Genomic DNA, 16,580 nt, shown 5'->3' with positions numbered 1-16,580 from the left:
CGGGCCCGCCAACATCCGTCGCCTGAGTAGTAGTTGGAAGTTCCCCCGAGCTCCCTCATACTCCGAAACGATAGCCGCGGGCAGTGACAATCGCTCCCCGCCGTGTGACGAAAGGGCCGTGATGGGCGCGAACGGCGGGCCGGGCGGACGGAGCGGCGACGAGGGCGCGGAGGCAGCCGGTCTGGCCGACGTCATCGGCCGCATCCGTGAGGAGCTGGAAACGGCACAGCGCGAGGGTGAGCGCAGCAGGCTCCGGTTCCTGGTGGACCGTGTCACCGTGGAGTTCGCCGTGCAGGTCCGCCGCGAGGGTTCCGGCCGGGGCGGTCTGCGGATCGGCGTGGTCACCGCCGAGGCCGGCGGATCGCTGTCCCGCGAGAGCACCCACCGCATCGCGATCGAACTCACGCCGCACGACCGGGACGCCCCTCCCGAGGGCCCGGGCATCAGCGTGGGCGGGCCTTCGTAGCGCCGCCCCGCCGGAGCGTCCCCGGGAGCGGGCACCGCGAGCGGACATGGGGAGCGGACACCGGCGCAGTCGGCCGGACGGCAGGTGGCGGCCGTCGCCGTCCGGTGGCACCTGCCGACCGCCGGCCGGGCCGCGGAGCCGGCCGTCACCGTACGCGGCGGTAGTCCCGTCCGGGCAACCCGTTCGCCAGCCCCCACGTGCGGCGCGCCCCGGGCCGGGTGAGAGTCGACTCAAACACCCCCTCCCTGAGGAGAGACCATGCGTCGCACTGCGATAACCGCCGTCGGCATCATCGCTGCCGGATTCCTCGCCGCCACTCCCGCGGCAGCCGCCACCGCCGGTGGCGGGGGCAAGCACCTGCACCACCGCACCGCCAGCCACTACCAGGCCGCCTATGTGGAGGCCGTGAATGCCGGCGGGCCGGACGGCGTGACCATCGGCGAGGCCGGAGCCACCTCGCACAAGAAGGTCAGCGACCTGAAGAAGCACAAGCACTTCTACCACCACTGGGTGCGCTGACCACTCGCGCCGCCCGGCCCCACCACGTTCCCCCGCCGCACCGGCCCGCAGCCCTTCGTCGCCCGCCTGGCGCGAAGGGCTGCGCCGTGCGCACAACCCCCGCACTCAGGCGGCGGCCCGGAGCTCCTGCTCCGTGTTCCGTTCGATCTCCGCCCGTACGCGGGCCAGCGCCCGGCTGATCAGCCGGGAGACGTGCATCTGGGACAGGCCCAGTTCGGCGGCGATGGCGCTCTGCGTCATGTCCTTGAAGAACCGCAGGTAGAGGATGTGGCGTTCGCGTTCGGGCAGCCGGGCCAGGGCGGGCTTGACCGTTTCGCGGTCCTCTATGAGGCCGAAGCGGCCGTCGGCCGTGCCGAGGGTGTCCATGAGGGTGTAGTCGTCGTTGTCGCCACTGCGGTCCAGGGCGACGTCCAGCGACAGGGACCGGTAGGTCTCCAGCGCCTCCAGGCCGAGCACCACGTCGTCCTCCGGGAGCTGGGCGTGCTCGGCGATCTGCGCCACGGTCGGCGACCGGCCGTCCAGGGTGGTGCTCAGTTCCCGTACGGCCTTGCGGACCTTGTTGCGCAGTTCCTGGGTGCGCCGGGGCACGTGCACGTCCCAGGTGTGGTCACGGAAGTGCCGCTTGAGCTCCCCCGTGATGGTGGGTATGGCGAACTGCTCGAAGGCGTCGGCGCGCTCGGGGTCGAAGCGGTCGACCGCCTTGACCAGGCCGAGGGCGGCGACCTGCTTGAGGTCGTCGAGCTGTTCGCCGCGCTCGCGCAGCCGCACGGCCTGCCGGTGGGCCAGCGGCAGCCAGGCGGTGATCACGCGCTGGCGCAGCCGCTCCTTCTTGGGCCCGTCCGGCAGCGTGACGAGCAGCCGGAGTTCCTCGTTGGTGTCGGGGTCGTCGTGACGGCGCCCGTGGCGGCGCGCGATCATGGTGGTGGCCATCGCCGGCTCTCCTTAGACGCTGGTGGGCGGTTCGCAGGCAGATGAGTGGCCACTCACCGGAAAACGGCAGACTGGCCCCTCTGGGACGGGGTGCCTGCGGTTCCGAAGCACTGACGCTCTTGTGTCCCGGCGTCGGTGCCTCACACTCCGGGGCCGGAATTTTTTCGCACCGCTTCTTGCCCTGGGGGCAAGAGCGCAGACGGACGCCCCCGTTGCCCCCGGCTCGGGTACCGGGGGCAGCGGGGGCGACGGGCGGGCGGCGGGCCCTTACTCCTCCAGCACCACCCGCCCGAACACCGTCGTCGTCAGCCCGAAGAAGTCCGCGTGGACGAGGCGCCGGGACACCGGGCGGGTGACGCCGTTCGCGGTGAGGGTGCCGGTGGCCGTCGTGCGGTCGGTGAAGTAGGTCTCGGACTCCTCGACGAGGAGCCGGTACAGGCTGGGCGACGGGAACCGGGCGGGTGGCGGGGTCAGTTCGCCGGTCCAGGTGAAGCCCGTGCCGTGCGGGGTGCAGACCAGTTCGGCGGTGGCGTCGGTCGCCGTCCAGTCCAGGTCGCCGCCGGAGCGGGCCCGCTGCTGCACGGTGACGGTGACCCGGCGGCTCGCCGCCATGCCGTCGCGTCCGGGACCGGTGAACTCGCCCGTGTCGTTGGCGGCGGCCGGGCCGCTCAGTCCGACGCGGATCCGGCCGTCGGCCGTCATCGCGGCGGTGACCGTACGGTCGGGCAGCAGCTGGACGAACTCCCCGGTGACCACTTTGGACAGGTGCAGGGGATCGACGGCGTACGGCTGGTAGCGGGCGAAGACGGGCCGCAGGCAGGGGAAGTAGGCGGGGCTGTCGGCGAGGTCGCCGAGGTTCACGTCGATGTCGCACGTCCAGAGGCCCAGTTGCTCGTCGTACTGCGGCGCGAACGCGGCGACCGTGACGGCCGCGGGCGTGCCGCCGACGGTCTCCGCGAGGAGCCGGTCCGTGGCGGTCACCGCGGCGTTCGGGAAGTTGGCGGGGCGCAGGCGCGGCAGGACGGAGTCGTCCGCCCAGACGGGGTCGGTGCCGCAGCGGGTGACGAGTTCGGCCGGGAGCCTGCTGCCGGGGTCGAGGACGACGGCGAGGAGTTCGTCGTCCCCGGAACTGAACCAGGGGCGGCGGAGGTGGACGCGTACGCCCGCGCTCCGGCGGGTCCGGGTCACCCGGTGCGCCGCGGTGTCCACCGTGCGTTCCCAGGTGAAGGTGGGGACGGTGTGGCTCACTTCGGGCGGCTCGGGACGGCGGGTGGCCGGCACCGGCCAGCCCCGGCCGGTGGGCCCGGCGGCGGCCGGGCCCCGGCTGGTGATCAGTTCGGGCCGGTCGGTGATCGCCGGGTGGAAGTACTCGCGGAAGCGGGTGGTCGCGGTCGGCGTGTAGGTGACGTTGCGGTGCCGGGTGTCGCGGAACTCGTGCCGTACGTCGGAGAAGGTGCGGGTGTCCCGGAAGCGGTCCGTGGTGAGGTCGCCCACGTGGTCGCGGCCGGTCACCCGGCGGGGCGCGGACTCCTTGACGTCGTCGAGCCACTCCTCCCAGGTCGCGTCCAGGTCGATCCGGCCGGTGCTCCTGGCGTGCAGGTTCAGGTCGCCGGAGACCAGTGCGAAGGTCTCTCCGGCCGTACGGCGGAAGCGCAGCTCGGCCAGGGACGGCGGGGCCAGCGGCTTCTCGACGGCGTGCACGAGCGTGAGTTCCGTCCACGGGGTGATCATCCAGTTCTCGCCGGCCGCCGACGCGGCCGTGAGCTCCCGCTGCTTCTCCGGGGTCAGGCGCAGCGGGTCGTTCCACAGGGGCGACGCGGTCAGCAGCCGCCAGACACGGAACAGCGGGAGGTCCGCCTCCGCGACACGGCAGCTCATGCGGACGGTCACCACCTCCGCCTTCGGCACGTACACGGTCAGGACGCCGCCCACCGGCGGGTCCGGCGGGCGGTCCCCCTCCACGATCCGCAGCCGCAGCGGCCGTGCCTGGGGCCAGGTGCCGGTGAAGTCGTAGGTGCGGTGGGGTTCGGCGCCCGTGCCCGGCAGTCCGCGCAGGGCGACGCCGCGGGCGGGGACGTCGGACAGGTACGGGAGCAGGAGCCGGCCGGCGTCGTGGACGACGTACTCGCCGGTGTGCAGGCCGTCGCCGCGGGCCACCGGCAGTTCGGTCAGGGGCGAGGTGTCGTGCGGGCTGTGCTTCGCGACGTGGATCTCTCCCGCGGCCTTCAGGTCACGGGTGACGCGGGGGTCCTCGGGGAGACTGACCACCGTGTCCAGGTAGCTGCCCGCCTCGCGGGACGCCGCGGCGAAGTACTGGCGGCGTACGGCTTCCGGTGCGCCGGGGCCGAAGGCGGCGTCGTACACGCCGTGCTGCTCGGCCGTCTGGAGTGCGCTCTTGGGCGGGCTGATGTGCCGTTCGTCGAAGGCGCGGTAGCGGCGGTCGAGGCCGTCGGCGGGCGAGTTCCTCCCGTGGTCGGGGACCTGCGGGTTGCGGAGGTCGGCCCATTCGCCGGGCGTCAGCGGCCGGCCGTCCTCGTCGACGGTGCTGCGGATGACGAGGTGCGGTTCCGACTCGCCTTCCAGGAACGGCCACCTCGGCACGATCACGGGCGGTGGTACGGGCTCCCAGCGGCCGTACGTGACGGGCTCGGTGGCGGTGCCCTCCACGGCGGGCGCCCCGGGGGCGAGGCTGTTGCCCGCGAGGTCGACCAGGCGGGCGCGCAGCCGGTACGTACGGCCGTAGCGCAGGGCGGGCAGCGTGCCGGGGGTGGGCCGGAACGCGACGGCGAGCGGGAAGCGGTCGGAAACCTCGGGTGCGGGCACCTGCGGCCGGTTGTCGGCGCCGAGCGTCCGGCCGGGCGGTGCGGCGGCCAGGCTCCAGCCGTGCCAGCCGAACAGTGCCTGGTGGACGTAGAGCTGGTGGTCGGCGGCGCGGTCGCGGGTGACGGCGGACGCCTTGACGTGCCCTTCGTCAGGTGCGGCGGTGAGCGGTACGGCCGGTGCGCCGGGCCGCCTGATCGCGTACTCCCCCGTCCGCGCGCACAGCGGGTACCAGGCGGTGACGCGCCCGGTCCGCTCGTCCGCCACGCCGACGTCGACGCGCAGACCGCGGACGAGGTGGGCGGCGTCCAGGACCGCGGCGGCGACGGGCCGCCCGTCGGGACCGACGCCCGCCGTGTGCCGGGCGTCGGCCTCCATCTGGTCGGCGAGGGCCCGGTCGCGGTCGTCGTGGACGACGGTCAGGCCCGCGCCGTGCAGGGCCGGTACGGCGGTGGGGTCGGCGGCGACGGCCGTGCCCGGTTCGCCCGTACCGCTCAGGTACTGGTCGAGGACGCGGGAGAACTCGACGAACTTCATCGCGGCGCCGTCGAGGTCCAGGTCGGTGGTGCGCACGGCGTCGGCGCCCAGCTTGAGCATCCGGTGACCGTGGAAGCCGTCGTCGGCGGCGTACGGTTCGAAGCGCCGGCCGGGGACGTGGCGCAGTGCCGTCCAGGGGCGCAGCGTCTCGTCGGTGTTGAGGTGTTCCTGGGCGGCCGTGAAGGTGACCCGGGCCTGCCAGTGGTCGGCGAGTCCGGCCGGGGGTGTGACGAGCAGATCGAGGGCGAGGCCGAAACGCCGCAGGAGTTCGGGGTAGTCGGCGAGGAGGGCGCACGCGGTGTGGAAGTCGAAGTCCGGTGCTTGCGGGGGAGGTTCGGCTTCGGGTGCGGCCGGGGGCCGTACGGCGGCGGAGGCCGCCGGGCGCGCGGCCCGGTCGTAGAAGCGGTACATCTCGGCGAGTCCGAGCAGCGCGCCGTCCCGCGTGTAGTCACGCGCGGTGCGGTCCATGTGCCGGGGGCGGTACGGGTTCGGGTCGGCGGTGGCGTCCTGCCGTCCGGCGGGCGGGGCGCCGATGAGGTCGTCGAGCCGGGGGTAGACGGTACCGACGTGGCCGGAGAAGGCCCGGATGGTGCGGGTCAGTACGTCGGTGAGGTCGCTGCCCTGGGGGTGGTCCCAGTCGGCGGCGGGCCCCTGCGTCTCCACGGGCGCCGCGAGATTCAGTTCGTCGCCGCCGGCCGGCGGGTTCGCGCGGCGGCCGGCCGTCGCGCTCACCGCCGCCTCGTACAGTGCCGTGACCTGGTCGTGCACCGCCCCGGCGGGGAACGAGCGCAGCACCGGAAGCGGTGCCGCGGTGGCGGCGAAGGCCCCGGTGGGCGCGTGGACCACCGTGTCGGGCTTGAACAGCTCGGTCCACAGCGCGCTGTCGGCCGGGGGGAAGCGCCCGGCCTGAACCGTGGTGGGGACGAGGACGCCCGGCCCGGTGGTGCCGGGCGCGCGGAAGGCGACCTGGAGCGCGGGCGCGTACGTCCGCAGGGTGTCCGGCCAGTCACGGAAGCCTGGGAACGTGTCGAGGCGGGTGCCGCCGGTGAGGCGGGGGCTGACCAGCACCGTCAGCCGCAGGGTGCCGTCGGCGGCCGGGCCGTCGGGCAGTACGGTCCACCGGATCGTCTCGGGCATGGCTCAGCTCACTTCCGCGAAGGCGGTGCAGTACTCGGTGACGGGGTCGCGCCGGGCGCCGGTGGCCGGGTCGGTGTAGGGCGCCATCATCTCGGCGAACGTGGGCGGCCGTGGCGGCTCCTCCGCCGCCGCCGCGCCGCCGAGCGGGGCGGGGGCGGGCCCGCCTCCCACGAAGCGTTTCTCACACTCGATCGTGACCGACTGCGACCAGAAGCCGATGTGCACACTGACGGAGATCCTGGCGCGCCCGTGGACCGTTCCGGTCGCGGTGTCGAAGGTGAGGTCGAGGTGGATCTCGATGGAGGCGGAGACGATGCCGAGGACGTCGACCTCGCCCCGGGCCCGGAAGTAGCCGGTCAGCCGGGACTCCCCGGTCTGCAGTTCCAGACGGAAGTAGATGCCGGCCATGACGGACAGGCTGCCGCTGGCCACGCCGAAGTTGAGCGAGACGGCGGCGCCGAATTCGAGGCCCGCCTCCAGGACGGCCACCCGCTGGGGCGTGAGGACGATGCCGAAGAACCCGCCGCCGCCGAGCAGCGAGACGGTGAGCCGGAAGGGGGCCTGCCGGCTGCAGAAGGAGAAGCCGATCTCCAGTGCCCGGCCGAGGAAGGGCAGGTCGAGGTAGGCGTCCAGGCGCAGGTTCTCCAGGCTGAACACGCCGATGGCCAGGTTCGGCAGCGGCAGCCCGTACCGGGCGACGATGCCGGAGGGCGTGACCTGGATGCCCGGCGGGTCGCTGAAGCCGTCCACCGGGATGAGCTTGCGCAGCGTCTGGACGAAGGAGAGCGGGCCGATGAAGTCGACGCTCTTGAGGACGACGTCGATGTCGGGTTTGCGGCCGGCCCGGGCGACGAAGCGGACGTGTTCGAAGCTCAGCCGCAGCGCGTTGAACTTCGGCACGAGGATCAGGGCGAAGTTCTCCAGGCTGCAACTGACGTCGGCGCCGACGCTCAGGTCCGGGCGCAGGGAGCCGCGCAGGTCGACGACGAGGGACAGCCGTCCGTCGGCGTCCGGCAGGAAGACCGGCGAGCCGTCCAGGAGGACGGGCTGGATGTCCGGGTTCCACTCCAGGCGCGCGTTGACGGTCTCCGGGAGCCGGAAGCCGTTGGCGGCCTGTTGTACGGCGTCGCGCAGCGCGACGACCTCTCCGGCGGCCCGGGTCCAGGTCGCGATCTGCTGCTGGACGCGGGTGAGCAGGGTCCGTACGCCCGGGTCGGTGCCGGCGGGCAGGGTGTCCAGCAGGTTCGTCAGTGCGGCGGCGAAGGCGGCGAAGGCGGCGTCGACCTGCTGCATCGTGATCGGTCCGGTACGGCCGGCGAGTCCCTGGGCCACGAAGTCCCCGACGACGGTCACGAACTTCTCCGCCGTGTCGGCGACCTGGCGGGCAGCGGCCGGGTAGCGGTCGAGTTCGTGGCTGAGCAGTTGCCGGACGCGGCCGAGGTCGGAGAGGAAGCCGGTGACCGTGCTGACGGTCTCGGTGAAGAAGTTGGGCACCTTCAGGGCCTTGCCGAGCCCGTCCACGCCCTTGATCACTTCGGCGAGCGGTACCACGCCCAGCAGGCTCGGGCCGACCGCGTCGAGGACGTCCAGCGGGCGGAAGAACTCCTCCGGGCGGAAGGTTCCGTCGGCGATGAGCTGGAGCGGGTCCTCGCCGCCGACGGCCGGGACGCCCGAGACCGGTCCGGTCAGGCGGGACAGACCGGACACGATCATGCTGGGGGCGGTGAGGCCGCCGGACCGGTCGCTCTGCCGGCCGAAGTCCATCCGCAGCGGCTGACTCCCGGGAGTGAGCAGGCTGAGGAAGACCTGCCCCGCGTTGGCCTTGCGTACCGGGCCGCCGACGGTGTCGAAGCCGGACAGGGCGTACCGCCGCGCATAGGCGACGGGCACCGTGGCGTCCGTGCCGCCGATCCGTCCGACGGCGGGCACGGCGGCCTGTGCCCAGCGCAGTTGCGGAAGGAACTGGGCGTTCTTCGACAGGGCCGGGTCGCCCGGCGCCGGGTCGGCCAGCGCGGGCGGCGCCGCCATGCCCCACACCATCCGGGTCACGTCGAGCCGGGTGTCGTCGGGCCGGAGGGTGGGCGCGAGCGCCACCGACTGGCCGAGGAGGTCGGCGCTGGCCTCGACCGGGTGCTCCGGCGCCGCGGCGCCGGGTGCGGCCGCGGCGGTCGGCGGGTTGCGGTCCAGGGCGTTGTACTCGGCGACGGCCGCGGCGAGTCCGGCGCCGGTGGCCAGCGTCTCGTCGAGGAAGAGCAGCGGTGTACGGAACTCGACGGTGTTCCCGCCGTGGTCGACCGCGGTGACCTTGAAGTGGAACGGCCGCTCCGCGGGGGTCGCGGGGAAGAACTTGCGCCGGTCGGCGGGCGGTACGAGGTTCGGTGTCTCCACGGTGTCCAGGCGCACGCTGGTGAAGGGGAACAGCACGTTCGCCAGGTCGCTCGCGGGGTCGGGCCCGTTGGGCAGCGCGGTCTTCGGATCGTACGTGCGCAGCGGCTGCCGTACCACGACGAACTCCCGCTGGATCAGGTAGGCGGCCCGGGAGGCGTCGAACTTCCGCTCGGTGACGCGGACGTACACCGCCTTGTGTCCGAAGGGGCACAGGAATCCCTCGCGCATCACGCGGACGTAGTGGTCGCGTCCCATGGCGGCCCGATGGCGCCATTCGGACAGCGAGACGCCGCGCGGCCGTCGCGGCCAGGAGCCGAGGCCGTCCAGCCAGCCGCCGGCCGTGGAGAGCATCAGCAGCCGTACGGCCACGGGGTGCGGGACGTACGGGCTGCCGTCCGGCTCGATCAGGCCGGCGCCGGTGGTGAGGTCGACGATGTCCCGCCGGTCGTCCGGCTCCAGCGCCTGCCGGAAGGCGTACGGCGCGCCCGGGTCGCCGCCGCGTTCGCGGTTCCACACCGCGCGGACCGTCCCGGTGTCGAGCCGGGTGTGCCAGAGCGGGACGCGGGCGCCGGGCTCGGGCTCCGGAATCCTGCCCCGGTGGATCCACCTGCCCTTCTGCGAGGGAGACAGGTACAGCCGGTAGGGAAGTTCGATGCCGGTACGGGGGCGGGCCGGGTCGGCGAGCGGGTCCTGCGGCCCGGCCGCCACGGCCGGTGCTCCGGCTTCCGTCTCCTCCGCCGCCGCGCCCGCCGCTGCCGCGAGGGCGCGCGCGGTCTCGGGGCCGAAGCGGGCGGTGAGTTCGGTCGTCGTCCGCAGCAGCCGCACCAGCGCCATGGCGCGGGCCGCGGCGTCCTGCCCGCCCGGTGCCGCGGGCGGCGGCCGGAACGCCGGTGCCGCGGGGGCGGGCGTGTCCGGTTCGCGTGCCGCGTCCACGACGCGCAGCGGGAGCCTGCGCATGGCGTCGAGCAGTCCGTCCTCGGTGAACGGCACCGCGTCCCGCGGGCCCACCTCGAAGACCAGGACACTCCGGCCGCTGATCAGGGAGCCCACCGGCAAGTCGCGGGACTCCCCCGGCACTTCGTCGCTGAAGGCCTGTTCCACCGTGTGCTGCGGTCCGAAAGTGACCGCGATCCAGCCGTCCGCCTGCGCGTCCGCCCGGACCAGCCGCCGGTCCCCGCCGGTGCCTTCCACCGTCAGCCCGGCGAAGCCGAACGACAGGTCGAGCAGGTCGGTGCCGCGCAGCAGACGCAGTGCTGCCGGAGTGCTCATGACGCCCCCTAGCCCTGCGCGCCGAGCGGGGTCTGATCCCCCGTCCCTCGCGCGCAGCCCCGCCTACCTCCTATCTCCAACAGCGCCCCCGCACCAGACGGTGCGCGGCGCTCCACCAGGGCTAAATGTGTTCGGGGGGTCTCAGGATGTTCCGCACGCCTTGCGCGGCGCCTCGTCCGGCAGATATTCGGCGTGTTCCGCAGGCGTCAGCTCGCGGTTGACGGCGCGGCAGATCCGCTTGACGGACTCGGCGGGGCCGGGCAGGGCCACTTCCCGCAGGCGTACCACTCCGTCGCTGCTGCCGGTGGCCAGCGAACGGCCGTCGGGGCTGAACGTCACCGACCGTACGAGGCCGGTCTGGCCCGCGTAGGTGGCGCGGGTCCGGCCGGTGGCCACGTCCCACAGCCGTACGCTGCCGGTGTCACGTCCGCTGGCGGCCAGGGTCCGGCCGTCGGGGGTGAAGGCCACCGCGCCCAGCGCGCCGATGGAGTGGCCGGTGATGGTGGTACGGGGCTTGCCGGTGACCACATCCCACAGGCGTACCGACCCGTCGGCGCCGCCACCGGCCAGGGTCCGGCCGTCCGGGCTGAACGCCACCGCCCCGGCGTCGCCGCGGGGGCCGGTCAGGACGGTCCGGGCCCGGCCGGTGGCCACGTCCCACAGCCGTACGGGGCCGTGCCGGCTGCCGCTCGCCAGGGTCCGGCCGTCCGGGCTGAAGGCGACCGAAAGGGCCGGCGTGGTACCGGAGACGGGCAGGGCCCGGGTGCGGTGGCTGCGGGTGTCCCACAGCAGCAGCGCTCCGGACCCGTCGGTACCGGCCAGGGTCCGGCCGTCCGGACCGAAGGCCACCGCTTCCCCCGTGAAGCGCGCCAGTGTGGCGCGGAGCCGGCCGGTGGCCACGTCCCAGACGCGCAGGCCGGTGCGTCTGCCGGTGGTGGCGAGGGTGCGGCCGTCGGGGCTGAACGCCACCGCGCGGACGCGGTCGCCCGTGCCGCTGCCGGACCGGCGCCCGAGAATCCGGCTCCCGCGCGTGCCGAGATCCCAGACGCGTACGGTGCCGTCGTCGCTGCCGCTGGCCAGCGTACGGCCGCCCCGGCCGTACGCCACGGCGCCCACCGGCCCGGAGTGGCCGGTCAGGGTGGTGAGGGTATCGCCGAGGGCGGTGTTCCACAGCCGGACCGTGCCGTCGTCGCTGCCGCTGGCCATCGTGTGCCCGTCCGGGCTGAACGCCACCGAGCTGACGCGGCGCGCGTGGCCGGGGAGGGTGCCGAGGTTCGCGCCGGTGGCCACGTCCCACAGCCGTACGGTGCCGTCGTCGCTGCCGCCGCCCAGGATGCGGCCGGAGGGGCCGAAGGCCATCGCGATCACGTATCCGGCGGGTCCGGCGAGGGTGGTACGGGCTTTGCCGGTGGCCACGTCCCACAGCTTGATGGCGGCCTCGTCGCTGCCGTAGATGGCCAGCGTGCGCCCGTCCGGTCCGAACGCCACCGCCCTGTTGCTGCCCGCGGGCGTTTCGAGCCGGGCGCCGGCGGCGCCGGTGGCCGCGTCCCACAGGCGTACGGTCCCGTCCAGACTGCCGGTGGCCACCGAGCGTCCGTCGGGGGCGAAGGCCACCGAGACGACCTTCCCGGTGTGACCGCGCAGCGTCGCGGTGAGCGCGCCGGTGGCCGTGTTCCACAGGCGCACGGTGCCGTCGGTGCCGCCGGCGGCCAGGGTGCGGCCGTCCCGGCTGAAGGCCGTGGCCGCCACCGGGCCGCCGTGCCCGCCGAACGTCGCGCGGGTACGGCCGGTGGCCACGTCCCACAGCCGCCAGGCTCCCCCACCGGTGCTGCCCGCCAGCGTGCGCCCGTCGGCGCTGAAGGACAGGGCGGCGAGGTTCTCCGCAGGCGCGGGGAGGACGGCGCGGACCGTTCCGGCGGGCATGTTCCACAGGCGTACGGTGACGTCGTGCCCGCCGCCGGTCGCGAGGGTGCGCCCGTCGGGGCTGAACGCGACCGCCCGCACCCCGCCGGAGTGCGCGTCGAGCCGGCGCCGCAGCGGCACGTCCACAGCGCTGAACAGCCCCGCGACGGCTTCCTTGGTGGGGGCGGTCCGGTAGGCGTGGACCGCCAGGAGGGAGGACAGGTCCGGCCAGTCCCCCATGAGGGCGGAGGACTGGGCGGCGAGCTGCCGCGACAGGGAGATCCGCTGGGCGGCCACTGCCGCGTCGCGCTGCCGTTCACTCGTACGGAACTGGTCCCAGGCGACCAGCCCGGCGGCGAGGGCGAGGGCGAGGAGGACGGACAGGGTGGCGGCGGACTGGCGCAGCCGGCGGGTGGTCCGGGCGGCGGCGCGCCGCTCGCGGTCGCGCGCCGCGACGCTGGCGGTGAGGAAAGCGCGTTCCAGCGGGGTGAGTTCGTCGGAGGTGCCGCCGGGCGACGGCACGGAGCCGCCCGTCTCCTCCGGAAGGCTCCCCTCCTCGGGGGCGAACGCCTCCTCGGCGGCGTCCAGCCGGGTACCGCGGTACAACGCCCCCGGATCGCGGTCGAGTTCGTCCCACAGTCCGGCCGCCTCCGTCAGCCGGCGGTGCACGATCAGGCGCCCGCGGTCCTCCTCGATCCAGCCGCGCAGCCGGGGCCAGGAGGTGATCAGCGCTTCGTGGGCCAGGTCCACGGTGTCCTGGTCCACCGTGATCAGACGGGCCCTGGCCAGTTGTTCGACGACCTGCGCGGCGGCCGGGTCACCGGCGTCCAGCTCGGCCCTGGCCGCGGGCCGGCGGGTGTCCGCCGCCCCTTCGCCCGGGGTGATCAGGCGCAGCAGCATCCGGCGGGCCGTCCCGGCCTGCCGCGGCGAGAGGCGGCCGTAGAGCTGTTCGGCGGTCTGGGCGACCGCGCCGTGGACGCCGCCCGCCGCCTCGTACGCCTGGAGCGTCAGGGTACGGCCGCGGCGCCGCCGCCAGGTCTCCAGCAGGACGTGCGAGAGCAGGGGCAGGCTGCCGGGCTCCTCGGCCATCTCCTCGACGAGGCGGGCGGTCAGGGACCGTTCCACGATCAGGCCCTCGGCGGCCGCCGGCTTGACGATGGCCTCCCGCAGTTCCTGCGGTGACATCGGGCCGATGGGCAGGCTCGCCTCGTGGATCACGTCGGCCAGTTCCCGGTGCGCCAGGCACCTGCCGTAGAAGTCCGCCCGTACGCCCAGCACCACACGCAGGCGGCTCGCGGGGTCGCCGGCCGTCACAACGCGTCGGAGGAACGCGTTCCGTTCGTCGGGGTCGGCGCAGAGGGTGAAGACCTCCTCGAACTGGTCCACCACGAGCCAGGTGTCCCCCGGCGTCCCGGCCGGGGAGAACAGCCGGCCGGCGTCGCGCTCGGGGCGGGCGCCGGGGGTGAGCACCCGGATCGCGGCGGGCGGGGACAGGCCGAGCGGCGGGTCGGCGGCGGGCTGCCGCAGGCGGGCGATGAGCCCGGCACGCAGCAGGGACGACTTTCCACTGCCGGACGGCCCGAACACCGCGACGACCCGGTGTTCGCGCACCCGCCGCAGCAGTTCCTCGGTGAGCCGTCGGCGGCCGAAGTAGCGCGTGTGGTCGTCCGGTTCGAAACGGGCCAGGCCGCGGTAGGGCGCGACGGCACCGTCCTCCTCCGCTTCGAGGACCCGGGCCGCGTCCTCCCGTACGGCTTCGTGCCAGCGCCGTTGCCAGTGCCCGGTGTCCCCGCCGCACGCCGTCACGTACGCCAGCGCCACCGGGAGGGACGGCAGCTTCTCCCCCGCCGCCGCCTGGGAGAGCACGGCGGCCGAGTAGTCCGCCCGTTCCGCCATGGCCCGGTAGGTCGGACTGCCCGCCTCCAGGCGCAGCTTGCGCAGTTCGTACGCGAACCGCTGTACCGGACCCGCCCCGGGGTCCACGGGCTTTTCGCGACGCCCCATGCGGCCTCCGCGCCGAGCTGACCGGGCAACGCCACGGTACGGAGACCGGTGGGACGTCACAAGGCCGGTTTCCGGCCGTGCGGGCCATTGATTGGACGCACGGAAACGGGCTGCCAATCAATGGCCGGTGCGGTGAAGTGGGCCGTACCCGCGCCGGTCCACGGTGCCCGCGTCCGCGCCCTCCGGCGTCGACGGGGCCGGGCCGGCGCGGCACCGCACCGTGGTGCGGCCGGTGGGTGGGCGGGCATCCTCACGGGGGTGGGATGCCCGGCACCCGGATCACGTCAGCCGCATACCGGTGGCGGTGACGATCGCGTCGTAGTCGCCCTTGAGGCCGCCCTCGCCCACGTAGCAGCGGTATCCGCTGGGCTTGTCGATCGGCACCAACTGCACCGCGGGAGCCTCGTCGCAGCGCAACGAGCGGGCCGCCTTGCCCCCGTAGATCCCGTACTGCTTCCACGCCCGGGCCCGCATCCCCTCGGCGGTCAGCACGCCGCCCTTGGTCGGCGTGGCCGTGTACTGCATGAGGATGAAACCGCCCTTGGTCTCGACGCGGAAGGGCACGTCGACTCCCATGTACTTCACGGTGCAGGTGAAGGTCTGGGGCTGGTCGCCGACCTCTTTGGTGTCGCAGGTACTGCTGGTCGGCTTGGAAACCGCGCCGCCCATGGAGAGCACCCGGGTCTCCAGGTCGTACTTGATCTGCTCCAGCACCGGCGCCTCCTTGCCGGGCGCCGGGTGCTGGGGAGCGGCCTTCTCGGGCGGCGCGGCCGTCGGGCTCGGCACCGGGGTGCCCTTGGCGGACGCCGGTTCCCCGGACGCTCCGCAGGCGCTGGCCGCCGAGACCACCAGGGCCACCGTCGCCGCCGTACGTATCCATTTGTTGTGCTGCACTGCTGCTTCCCCGTTTTCCCCGTCGCGCGCGGACCGCCCGACGCGGCCTGCACACCTTGTTCCATGACCGCCCGATCTTAGGACGCGCGCGGCGTGGCGGAGGAAGGGGGTCCGCAGGGGGTGCGGGCCGTGTCCCGGTCCGCCTCAGCCGAAGTCGTAGTCGAAGGTGTACGGAACGGACGGACTGCCCTGCTCGGCCGTGAACTCCCCGGTGCCGCGCAGCCCGGCCAGCTCCCCGGTGGCCGAGCCCGGTACGACCTCGAACGCGCAGCGCACGCTTCCTCCTTCGTCGAACGAGCCGCGCTCCTCCACGGCGAAGGTCCCCCGCCGCCCGTCGACGGTGCCCGCCAGCAGCTCCATCCCCGTGAACCCACCGGTCTGCTCCGTCAGGTAGAGGACGGTGTACTCGCAGGTCGTGCGGGCTGCCTCGATGCCCCCGGCGAAGGTGTTGGTGACGGCGGCGTGGGCGAGCCGCGGAAAGGTGTCCTCCTCGCCGAGGGCGCGCTCCTGCCAGTCGGCGTAGGTGAAGTGGCCGGTGGTGCGGGTGCGTTCGGCGCTGGTTTGTGCAGACATGGCGACGGTGGTCCTTTCGTCCGGCCGCGCGGTGCGGTCCGCGCGGTGCGGTCCGCGCGGTGCGGTTCTCTTGGTGCGATCGAAGTCTGGCCGCCGTACCTGACACCTTCTGTCAGGTACGGCGCGACAATGACCCCATGCGCGCCGACCGTCTGCTCTCCCTCCTCCTGCTGCTCCAGAACCACGGCCGGATGACCGCGGCCGAACTGGCCGCCCGGCTGGAGGTGTCCCCGCGTACGGTCTACCGGGACGTCGAGGCACTGGGCGCCGCGGGCGTCCCGGTCCGCTCCGAACGCGGCCCGGAAGGCGGCTACTCGCTCATGGACGGCTACCGCACCCGGCTGACCGGGCTGAACGATGCCGAGGCGGAAGCACTGTTCCTGGCGGGCGTGCCGGGGGCCGCGCGGGAACTGGGCCTGGGCGCGGTCCTGGCGACGGCTCAACTGAAGCTCCAGGCCGCGCTACCGTCCGGCCTGGCGGCGCGGGCCCGCCGCCTCCAGGACTGCTTCCACCTGGACGCCGCCGCCTGGTTCCGGCAGGCGGACCCGGTACCCCACTTGGCGTCCGTGGCCCGCGCCGTCTGGGAACAGCGGGTGCTGCACGTCCACTACCAGGCGTGGAACGGCCGTGCGACGCACCGGGAGCTGCGCCCGCTCGGCCTCGTCCTGAAGAGCGGCATCTGGTACGTGGTGGCCTGGACGGACGGCCCGCCACCGGGCGACGGCACCCTGCGGACCAGGACCTACCGGATCTCCCGCCTGGTGCACGCCGAGGCGACGGACACGCTCTTCGAGCGGCCGGCCGGCTTCGACCTGGCCGCCTGCTGGGAGGAGTCCTCCCAGCGCTTGGAGGCCGGACTGCACCATACGACGGCACGGCTACGGATCTCCCCGCGCGCGCAACGGCTGTTGCCCATGCAGTTCGGCGCAGCCGGCAGCCAGGCTCTGGAAGGCGCCGGGCCGCCGGACCACGAGGGCTGGGTGCTGGTGGACCTCCCGGTCGAGGCCCCGGCCGTCGCGGTCGGTGACCTCCTCCGGCTGGGTGCGGAGGCCGAGGTGCTGGGCCCGCCCAACCTCCGTGCCGCCGTCGCCCGCACAGCGTCCGAACTGGCGGCACGGTACGCGGCGGCCTGAGCCCGCCA

Annotated in this window: 9 protein-coding genes; 3 read left to right on the top strand and 6 right to left on the bottom strand. The window is 74.1% G+C overall.

Annotated features, from left to right (window positions below; all coding sequences use genetic code 11):
• Positions 1-121: 121 nt before the first annotated feature.
• Both AB0A97_RS17755 and AB0A97_RS17750 read left to right on the top strand, forming a co-directional pair.
• A complete protein-coding gene (locus AB0A97_RS17755) occupies positions 122-466 on the top strand; it encodes a trypco2 family protein (protein WP_361150404.1) in 345 nt (114 codons plus the stop codon).
• 258 nt (positions 467-724) lie between these two features.
• Positions 725-985: a hypothetical protein gene (locus tag AB0A97_RS17750; RefSeq protein ID WP_361150402.1), complete on the top strand. Its 261-nt coding sequence runs from the start codon at positions 725-727 to the stop codon at positions 983-985.
• 105 nt (positions 986-1,090) lie between these two features.
• Here AB0A97_RS17750 and AB0A97_RS17745 read toward each other — a convergent pair whose 3' ends face one another.
• The 6 genes from AB0A97_RS17745 to AB0A97_RS17720 all read right to left on the bottom strand — a co-directional run bounded on the left by AB0A97_RS17745 (position 1,091) and on the right by AB0A97_RS17720 (position 15,439).
• Positions 1,091-1,915 carry a SigB/SigF/SigG family RNA polymerase sigma factor gene (locus tag AB0A97_RS17745; RefSeq protein WP_361150399.1) on the bottom strand — a complete coding sequence of 275 codons (825 nt, stop codon included), beginning with the start codon at positions 1,913-1,915 and terminating at the stop codon, positions 1,091-1,093.
• A 267-nt stretch (positions 1,916-2,182) separates the two neighbouring features.
• Positions 2,183-6,409: a hypothetical protein gene (locus AB0A97_RS17740; protein WP_361150396.1), complete on the bottom strand. Its 4,227-nt coding sequence runs from the start codon at positions 6,407-6,409 to the stop codon at positions 2,183-2,185.
• 3 nt (positions 6,410-6,412) lie between these two features.
• A complete protein-coding gene (locus tag AB0A97_RS17735) occupies positions 6,413-10,066 on the bottom strand; it encodes a hypothetical protein (RefSeq protein WP_361150394.1) in 3,654 nt (1,217 codons plus the stop codon).
• A 141-nt stretch (positions 10,067-10,207) separates the two neighbouring features.
• Complete coding sequence (locus tag AB0A97_RS17730; RefSeq protein ID WP_361150392.1) at positions 10,208-13,972, bottom strand: hypothetical protein; 3,765 nt, start codon at positions 13,970-13,972, stop codon at positions 10,208-10,210.
• Positions 13,973-14,251: 279 nt separating this feature from the next.
• Positions 14,252-14,866, bottom strand: coding sequence for a hypothetical protein (locus AB0A97_RS17725; RefSeq protein WP_361150389.1), 615 nt, complete (start codon positions 14,864-14,866; stop codon positions 14,252-14,254).
• A 144-nt stretch (positions 14,867-15,010) separates the two neighbouring features.
• Positions 15,011-15,439: a DUF3224 domain-containing protein gene (locus tag AB0A97_RS17720; protein WP_361150387.1), complete on the bottom strand. Its 429-nt coding sequence runs from the start codon at positions 15,437-15,439 to the stop codon at positions 15,011-15,013.
• Between the two features lie 137 nt (positions 15,440-15,576).
• Between AB0A97_RS17720 and AB0A97_RS17715 the strand changes: the two genes are divergently transcribed.
• On the top strand, positions 15,577-16,572 hold the full coding sequence (locus tag AB0A97_RS17715; protein ID WP_361150385.1) for a YafY family protein: 996 nt from the start codon (positions 15,577-15,579) through the stop codon (positions 16,570-16,572).
• The last annotated feature ends 8 nt before the right edge of the window (positions 16,573-16,580 follow it).

Source organism: Streptomyces sp. NPDC045470, assembly GCF_040646595.1.
In the GTDB taxonomy this organism is placed as follows: domain Bacteria; phylum Actinomycetota; class Actinomycetes; order Streptomycetales; family Streptomycetaceae; genus Streptomyces.
Note: the sequence above shows the minus strand (reverse complement) of the source record. Positions and strands in the feature narration are given on the sequence as shown.

Excerpts from the sequence above, each read along its gene's own strand:
- AB0A97_RS17750 (WP_361150402.1), top strand. The coding sequence starts at position 725 with ATGCGTCGCACTGCGATAACCGCCGTCGGCATCATCGCTGCCGGATTC.
- AB0A97_RS17755 (WP_361150404.1), top strand. The coding sequence starts at position 122 with ATGGGCGCGAACGGCGGGCCGGGCGGACGGAGCGGCGACGAGGGCGCG.
- AB0A97_RS17720 (WP_361150387.1), bottom strand. The coding sequence starts at position 15,439 with ATGTCTGCACAAACCAGCGCCGAACGCACCCGCACCACCGGCCACTTC.
- AB0A97_RS17745 (WP_361150399.1), bottom strand. The coding sequence starts at position 1,915 with ATGGCCACCACCATGATCGCGCGCCGCCACGGGCGCCGTCACGACGAC.
- AB0A97_RS17715 (WP_361150385.1), top strand. The coding sequence starts at position 15,577 with ATGCGCGCCGACCGTCTGCTCTCCCTCCTCCTGCTGCTCCAGAACCAC.
- AB0A97_RS17740 (WP_361150396.1), bottom strand. The coding sequence starts at position 6,409 with ATGCCCGAGACGATCCGGTGGACCGTACTGCCCGACGGCCCGGCCGCC.
- AB0A97_RS17735 (WP_361150394.1), bottom strand. The coding sequence starts at position 10,066 with ATGAGCACTCCGGCAGCACTGCGTCTGCTGCGCGGCACCGACCTGCTC.
- AB0A97_RS17730 (WP_361150392.1), bottom strand. The coding sequence starts at position 13,972 with ATGGGGCGTCGCGAAAAGCCCGTGGACCCCGGGGCGGGTCCGGTACAG.